This window comes from Microbacterium sp. HMWF026, from assembly GCF_003061325.1.
In the GTDB taxonomy this organism is placed as follows: domain Bacteria; phylum Actinomycetota; class Actinomycetes; order Actinomycetales; family Microbacteriaceae; genus Microbacterium; species Microbacterium testaceum_E.
Genome location: NZ_QAJB01000054.1, coordinates 1 through 6,593, shown reverse-complemented (window position 1 = coordinate 6,593; position 6,593 = coordinate 1). Strand labels below are relative to the sequence as shown.

General features: G+C 70.1%; 7 protein-coding genes. 4 read left to right on the top strand and 3 right to left on the bottom strand.

Annotation, left to right across the window (positions count from 1 at the left end):
* Positions 1–238: 238 nt before the first annotated feature.
* The gene (serB, locus tag DBR36_RS02580) at positions 239–874 is read right to left on the bottom strand and encodes a phosphoserine phosphatase SerB (protein ID WP_108317432.1); all 636 of its coding nucleotides are present in this window, start codon (positions 872–874) and stop codon (positions 239–241) included.
* A 262-nt stretch (positions 875–1,136) separates the two neighbouring features.
* On the opposite strand from serB, the gene DBR36_RS02575 reads away from it, so the two are divergent.
* Positions 1,137–1,610 (top strand): S-ribosylhomocysteine lyase, encoded by a 474-nt coding sequence (locus DBR36_RS02575; RefSeq protein WP_108317431.1) that lies wholly within the window; start codon positions 1,137–1,139, stop codon positions 1,608–1,610.
* Positions 1,611–1,702: 92 nt separating this feature from the next.
* On the opposite strand, the gene glgC is transcribed toward DBR36_RS02575, so the two are convergent.
* Entirely contained in the window at positions 1,703–2,947 is a 1,245-nt protein-coding gene (glgC, locus tag DBR36_RS02570) for a glucose-1-phosphate adenylyltransferase (RefSeq protein ID WP_108317430.1), read from the bottom strand.
* Between the two features lie 76 nt (positions 2,948–3,023).
* On the opposite strand from glgC, the gene glgA reads away from it, so the two are divergent.
* From glgA to DBR36_RS02555, 3 genes are all read left to right on the top strand, one after another.
* The gene (gene glgA / locus DBR36_RS02565; protein WP_108317429.1) at positions 3,024–4,214 is read left to right on the top strand and encodes a glycogen synthase; all 1,191 of its coding nucleotides are present in this window, start codon (positions 3,024–3,026) and stop codon (positions 4,212–4,214) included.
* A 195-nt stretch (positions 4,215–4,409) separates the two neighbouring features.
* The gene (locus tag DBR36_RS02560; protein ID WP_108317428.1) at positions 4,410–5,192 is read left to right on the top strand and encodes an ABC transporter ATP-binding protein; all 783 of its coding nucleotides are present in this window, start codon (positions 4,410–4,412) and stop codon (positions 5,190–5,192) included.
* Positions 5,193–5,405: 213 nt separating this feature from the next.
* Positions 5,406–5,657, top strand: coding sequence for a type B 50S ribosomal protein L31 (locus DBR36_RS02555; RefSeq protein WP_055837630.1), 252 nt, complete (start codon positions 5,406–5,408; stop codon positions 5,655–5,657).
* A 100-nt stretch (positions 5,658–5,757) separates the two neighbouring features.
* Here the strand turns inward: DBR36_RS02555 and DBR36_RS02550 are convergent.
* Positions 5,758–6,593 (bottom strand): carbon-nitrogen hydrolase family protein (locus tag DBR36_RS02550; protein ID WP_308810935.1); only part of this gene is annotated, 836 nt, incomplete at its 5' end.

Genomic DNA, 6,593 nt, shown 5'->3' with positions numbered 1-6,593 from the left:
GGGCAGGACCGCGTCCCATGACGACGCGTCGAGCCAGAGACCGGGTACGAGGATGACGTCCATGTCGAGAGCGTAGAGCGCCCCTCCGACATCGGCCAGGTACCCACGGTCGGGTGGACGAACCGTCGCGTCGACCGCGAGCGGGGGGTGGCGTTGGGTCGTCTCGGCCGGCCCGGACGATGCGCGCCGCAGCGGCGATGTTCCGCTCGACGAGTACCGGGTGCGGGCGGGCGTCCGCTCAGCGCGGCAGCAGCGGGATGACCTGGGCCAGGTCGACGTCGCCGATCACCAGATCGGCACGTTGACGGACCGCCGGCTTGGCGTTGAACGCGAGCCCCAGCCCGGCCGCCGCCATCATCTCGAGGTCGTTGGCCCCGTCGCCGATGGCGAAGGTGAGCGGGAGGGGGACGTCGTTCTCGCGGGCCCATCGGCGCAGCGTGTCGGCCTTGGCCGCGGCATCCACGATGTCGCCGTCGACGGTGCCCGTGAGGACGCCGTCCGTGACGGAGAGGCGGTTCGCGCGCCACACGTCCACACCGAGCTCGGGGGCCACGACGTCGAGCACCTCGTGGAACCCGCCCGAGACGACGCCGACGACGCCGCCGCGCTCGTGCACGGCGGCGATGAGGTCGCGGACGCCGGGGGTGGGCTCGATCCTCGCGATTGCGCGGGCGAACGCGTCGACGGAGACGCCGGCGAGCGCGTCGACGCGCGAGCGCAGGCTGGTCGAGAAGTCGACCTCGCCGCGCATCGCGGCCTCGGTCGCCGCGGCGACCTCGGCGCCGCGATCGGCTTCGTCGGCGAGGAGTTCGATGACCTCGTTGCGGATCAGGGTCGAATCGGCGTCGAGGACGACGAGGAAGCGAGCGGGCACGGCCTCGACCCTAGCGGGTACGGCGAGAACGGCCGGACGCCGATCCCCGGCGCACCGTCGGCGGCGGGATACTCCGGTCGGGCGACACCCGTCCCGCGGCGTCTCGCGCCTCGCGGCGTCCCCCGCCTCGCGGCGTCTCCCGCCCCACGGCGTCTCGCGCCTCTCCGCGTCTCCCGCCTCGCGGCGTCACGCGCGGACCCGGTGTCGGCGCCTCGCCGTAGGCTTTCGGAGTACCGCGCCCTCCCGAGAAAAGGAACCACCCATGGCCGACGTCGAAAGCTTCACCCTCGATCACACCGCCGTCCTCGCGCCGTACGTGCGCCTCATCGGCACCGAGTCGGGTCCGCGCGGCGACGTCATCTCGAACTTCGACCTGCGCCTGGTCCAGCCCAACGAGGGCGAGATCCCCACTGCGGGCCTGCACACCATCGAGCACCTGCTCGCGAGCCTCGTGCGCGACCGCATCGACGGCCTGATCGACATCTCGCCGTTCGGCTGCCGCACCGGCTTCCACGTCATCATGTGGGGCGAGCCCGAGGTCGCCGCCCTGGTCGACGCAATCACCGACTCGCTGCGGGCGATCGCCGAGGACGTCACCTGGGACGACGTTCCCGGCACCGACGCGTTCAGCTGCGGCAACTACCGCGATCACAGCCTGCACAGCGCCCGAGAGTGGTCGAAGGTCGTCCTCGAGAAGGGCATCTCGCGCGACGCGTTCGCGCGCGTGGGGGTCTGATCTCGCACCCGGATGCCGAAGGGGCGGCGACCATCACGGTCGCCGCCCCTTCGGGTCCGCGGGGGTCTCGGCATCCGGACCCCCGTCGTGTTCTAGGCGTGGACGTGCACGTCCTTGCCAACGACGGTGATGCCCGTCTCGGTGACGGTGAAGCCGCGTGCGATGTCGCGCTCGCGGTCGACGCCGATGGTCGCACCCGGTTCGAGGACGACGTTCTTATCGAGGATGGCGCGATGGATGCGCGCGCCCGCCCCGACCTGGACGCTGTCGAACAGGACCGAGTCGGTGATGGTCGATCCACCCCCGGCGAGGGCCCAGGGGCCGACGACGCTGCGCTCGAGGTGCGTTCCCGACAGCACCGAGCCGAGCGACACGATCGAGTCGATCGCGTTGCCGATGCGGCCGACGGAGTCGCGCACGAACTTCGCCGGAGGGGCGTTGAACGTCTGCGAGAAGATCGGCCAGTCGTCGTTGTACAGGTTGAAGATCGGCAGGGTCGAGATCAGGTCCATGTGCGCGTCGTAGAACGACTCGATCGTGCCGACATCGCGCCAGTACGAGCGGTCGCGCGGCGTCGAGCCGGGAACGTCGTTGCGCTGGAAGTCGTAGACCGCCGCCTCGCCGCGGTTGACGAAGTAGGGGACGATGTCGCCGCCCATGTCGTGCGCCGAGGTCGGCAGCTCGCCGTCGTGGGTCACGGCGTCGACCAGGGCGTCGGCGTCGAAGATGTAGTTGCCCATCGAGGCGAGCACCTCGTGCGGCGAGTCGGCGAGGCCCGCGGGGTTCTGCGGCTTCTCGAGGAACTCGCGGATCTTCGTCGGGTCGTCGGGGTCGGTGTCGATCACGCCGAACTGGTTCGCCAGCGCGATCGGCTGACGGATGCCGGCGATCGTCGCCCGCGCGTCCGAGGCGATGTGCGCATCGAGCATCTGCTTGAAGTCCATGCGGTACACGTGGTCGGCGCCGATCACCACGACGATGTCGGGCTTCTCGTCGCGGATGAGGTTCATCGACTGCAGGATCGCGTCCGCCGAGCCCGAGAACCACCGTTTGCCCAGGCGCTGCTGGGCGGGGACGGATGCCACGTACGAGCCGAGCATGGGCGACATGCGCCACGTCTGCGAGATGTGACGGTCGAGGCTGTGCGACTTGTACTGGGTGAGCACGACGAGCTGTCGCAGACCCGAATTGATGAGATTCGAGATCGCGAAGTCGATCAGGCGGTACTGGCCGCCGAAGGGGACGGCGGGTTTGGCGCGGTCCGCCGTCAGGGGCATGAGTCGCTTTCCCTCGCCGCCGGCGAGGATGATTCCGAAGACCTTCGGCGCTGCAGGCATGGCACAACACTAGGGCTCCCGAACGATTGCGGGAACAACTCCACGGCGCGCCCCGCGCTGTACTACGGTTCGTCTCATGCGCGTCGACATCGTGACCAAGGAGTACCCGCCGGAGATCTACGGGGGAGCCGGAGTCCACGCCACAGAACTGGTCGCCGCGCTCCGCGCCGCCGGTACCGACGTGCAGGTGCGCGCGTTCGGCGCCGAGCGCGATGCACCCGACACCACGTCATACGGGGTCCCGGCCGAGCTCGCCGATGCGAACGGGGCGATCCAGACCCTCGGCACCGACCTCGAGATCGTCTCGGACGTCGCCGGCGCCGACGTGGTGCACTCGCACACTTGGTACGCGAACTTCGCCGGGCACCTCGCGTCGCTGCTGCACGGCATCCCGCACATCGTCACCGCCCACAGTCTGGAGCCGCTGCGTCCCTGGAAGGCCGAGCAGCTCGGCGGCGGGTACGCGGTGTCGAGCTTCATCGAGAAGACCGCCTACGAGGGTGCCGCCGCGGTCGTCGCGGTGAGCGAGGGGATGCGGCAGGACATCCTGCGCAGTTACCCGTCGCTCGATCCCGACGCCGTGCGGGTGATCTACAACGGCATCGACACCGCGTCGTGGCATCCGGTGGTCGACGACGACTTCCTCGCCTCGGTCGGGATCGACCCGGAGCGGCCGTCGGTCGTCTTCGTCGGGCGCATCACGCGGCAGAAGGGACTGCCGTACCTGCTGCGCGCGGCGGAGCAGCTTCCGCCCGAGGTGCAGCTGGTGCTGTGCGCCGGCGCGCCCGACACGCCGCAGATCATGGCGGAGGTGCAGGAGCTCGTCCGCGGTCTGCAGGCCACGCGCGACGGCGTCGTCTGGATCGAGCGGCTCCTCCCGCGCGAGGAGCTGTGCACGATCCTGACGGCGGCGACGACCTTCGTGTGCCCGTCGGTGTACGAGCCCCTCGGCATCGTCAATCTCGAGGCCATGGCGTGCGGCGCCGCGGTCGTCGGCACCGCGACCGGCGGCATCCCTGAGGTCGTCGTCGACGGGGTGACGGGCCGACTCGTGCCGATCGATCAGGTGCAGGACGGGACCGGAACGCCCGTGGACCCCGACCGCTTCGTCGACGACCTGGCCCGCGTGCTCACCGAAGTGGTGACGGATGCCGATCGCGCCCGCGCCTACGGAGAGGCTGGGCGTCAGCGCGCGGTGGACGACTTCAGCTGGGCCGCGATCGCCGAGCAGACGGCCGCGCTATACGCCGAAATGGCGGGGAAGTAGGTCCGGCTCGTCCGGCTCGCCGTGGTCGTGGTGGCGTCGGCCCGGCGCGGCGCGGCGACGTGGGCACGGCTCGCTGAGGCGCGGTGAAGGGGGCACAGCGCGCGTGATCGCCGCGGACATCCGGGCCCGTCCGGCCCGCCGCGACGCGGGCCCCGGCTACCGAGCGACCGAGCGCTCGGCCGTTAGGCTGGGGGCATGCCCCAGGTGCTCGAATTCTCCGACGTCGTCGTCCGCCGGAACGCCCGGGACATCGTGTCCCACGTGGACTGGACCGTGCGCGATGATCAGCGGTGGGTCGTCCTCGGCCCCAATGGCGCCGGCAAGACCACGGTGCTGCAGCTGGCCGACACGCTGCTGCACCCGACCTCGGGTGAGGTGACCATCCTCGGTGAACGGCTAGGCCGCACCGACGTCTTTGAGCTGCGTCCGCGGATCGGGTTCGCGTCGTCGGCGATGGCGCGTCGCGTTCCGCCCGAGGAGACCGTGCTCGACGTCGTGCTCACCGCCGCGTTCTCGGTCGTGGGCCGGTGGCGCGAGGACTACGACGACATCGACGAGCGTCGCGCGCTGCGCGTGCTGGCCGAGTGGAAGCTCGACCACCTCGCCGACCGGACGTTCGGCACGCTCAGCGACGGCGAGCAGAAGCGCGTTCAGATCGCCCGCGCTGTAATGACCGACCCCGAACTGCTGCTGCTCGACGAGCCGACGGCGAGCCTCGACCTCGGGGCGCGAGAAGAACTGCTCGCGCTGCTGTCGGGCTACGCGCAGGCTCCTACGACGCCGGCGATGGTGATGGTGACGCATCACGTCGAAGAGATCCCCGTCGGGTTCACGCACGTCCTGCTGCTGCGCGACGGCGAGGTCGTGGCATCCGGCCCCCTCGACGAGGCCCTCACGGCCGAGAATCTCTCGGCGACGTTCGGACTGCAGATCACGCTGACCCGCGAAGCCGGACGGTACGCCGCGCGCGCGGTCTGACCCGGCACTGCTCGGCAGTTCGGGTCGAGGTGGTCTGACCCGGCAGCGATCGGCCGTTCGGGCCGGGGTGGTCCGACCCGGACGGTAGGTCGGGGGCCGGCATCCTGTGCGGGACGGGCAACGGGCCTGGTAGACTCTCCCGTTGGTGCCTCCGGCGCCGCAGACTTTGACGTCCTGGCAGAATCCAGGGCACCACTTCTCAAAGGACCTTCCATGCAGACTGACATCCACCCCACGTACAAGGCCGTCGTGTTCCGCGACCTCGGTTCGGGCGACACCTTCCTCACCCGTTCGACCGTCTCGAGCGACAAGACGATCGAGCTCGACGGCGTGGAGTACCCCGTCATCGACGTGGAGATCTCGTCGGCCTCGCACCCGTTCTACACGGGCAAGCAGCGCATCATGGACTCGGCCGGTCGCGTCGAGAAGTTCAACCAGCGCTTCAAGAACTTCGGCGGTCGTTGATCCCCAGCGATCACGCGTCGACAGCCCCTCGTCCCTCGGGACGGGGGGCTTTCTCGTGGGCGCGACGGGGCGTCGTCCCCGGCGGGTTGGGGGCGTCCTCTCACGTGAGGGTGAGGATTTCGCCGGTGTGCGCGTACGGGCCGAGGTCGGATCGCCGGTCGTTCCACATGGTCTGCTGCTGTCGTGCGGACGCGATCGCGAACGGATCGATGTCGACCACGACGAGTCCCTCGCGGTCGTCGACGCGCGCGATGCGCGTGCCGAGCGGATCGAAGACCGCGGAGCCGCCGATGAAATCGTGCGGAGCTCCGACGAGTCCGCTGAAGACGACGTAGATGCCGTTGTCGAGGGCCCGCGCCGCGTAGTGGAGGTCGCGTCGCTGCTCTCCGCCGGGAAAGTAGGCGCCGCTGTTGACGTACACGTCCGCACCGGCCGCTGCCGCGGCGGCGGCGTGCTCAGGGAAATTCGCGTCGTAGCAGACGGACAGGGCGATACGGACCCCCTTCAGCGTGAAGGTGAAGCCCCGCGTCCCCGGCGAGAAGAGCGCCCGCTCCGAAGCGTAGAGGTGCTGCTTGGCGTAGGCGGCGATGAGCGGGCGGTTCGGGATGACGAGGACATCCGTCAACGACCGGTGCCCCGCGTGGTCGAGGGCGCAGTTCACGATGACGACCGTTCCGGCCCGGTCGACGCTGCGCTGGATGGGGGCGAATGGCTCAGGGTCGTCGATGTGGGGGAGCGGGCCTGCGAAGACGCCGGTGTCGTATCCCGTCAGGAACGTTTCGGGGAACACCACCAGGTCTGCCCGCTCGGCCCGTGCCCGGGTGACGAAATCAGCCGCACGGAGCGCGTTGGAGGCGATGTCGCCGGGGCGGGCTTCGGCCTGGACGGTGGCGATGCGCAAGGTCACGGATGCCAGTGTGGCAGGGGTGCGGGGAG

Bases quoted from the DNA above. Each gene is read 5' to 3' on its own strand.
- DBR36_RS02575 (WP_108317431.1), top strand. From the start codon at position 1,137: ATGGCCGACGTCGAAAGCTTCACCCTCGATCACACCGCCGTCCTCGCG.
- glgC (WP_108317430.1), bottom strand. From the start codon at position 2,947: ATGCCTGCAGCGCCGAAGGTCTTCGGAATCATCCTCGCCGGCGGCGAG.
- glgA (WP_108317429.1), top strand. From the start codon at position 3,024: ATGCGCGTCGACATCGTGACCAAGGAGTACCCGCCGGAGATCTACGGG.
- DBR36_RS02560 (WP_108317428.1), top strand. From the start codon at position 4,410: ATGCCCCAGGTGCTCGAATTCTCCGACGTCGTCGTCCGCCGGAACGCC.
- DBR36_RS02555 (WP_055837630.1), top strand. From the start codon at position 5,406: ATGCAGACTGACATCCACCCCACGTACAAGGCCGTCGTGTTCCGCGAC.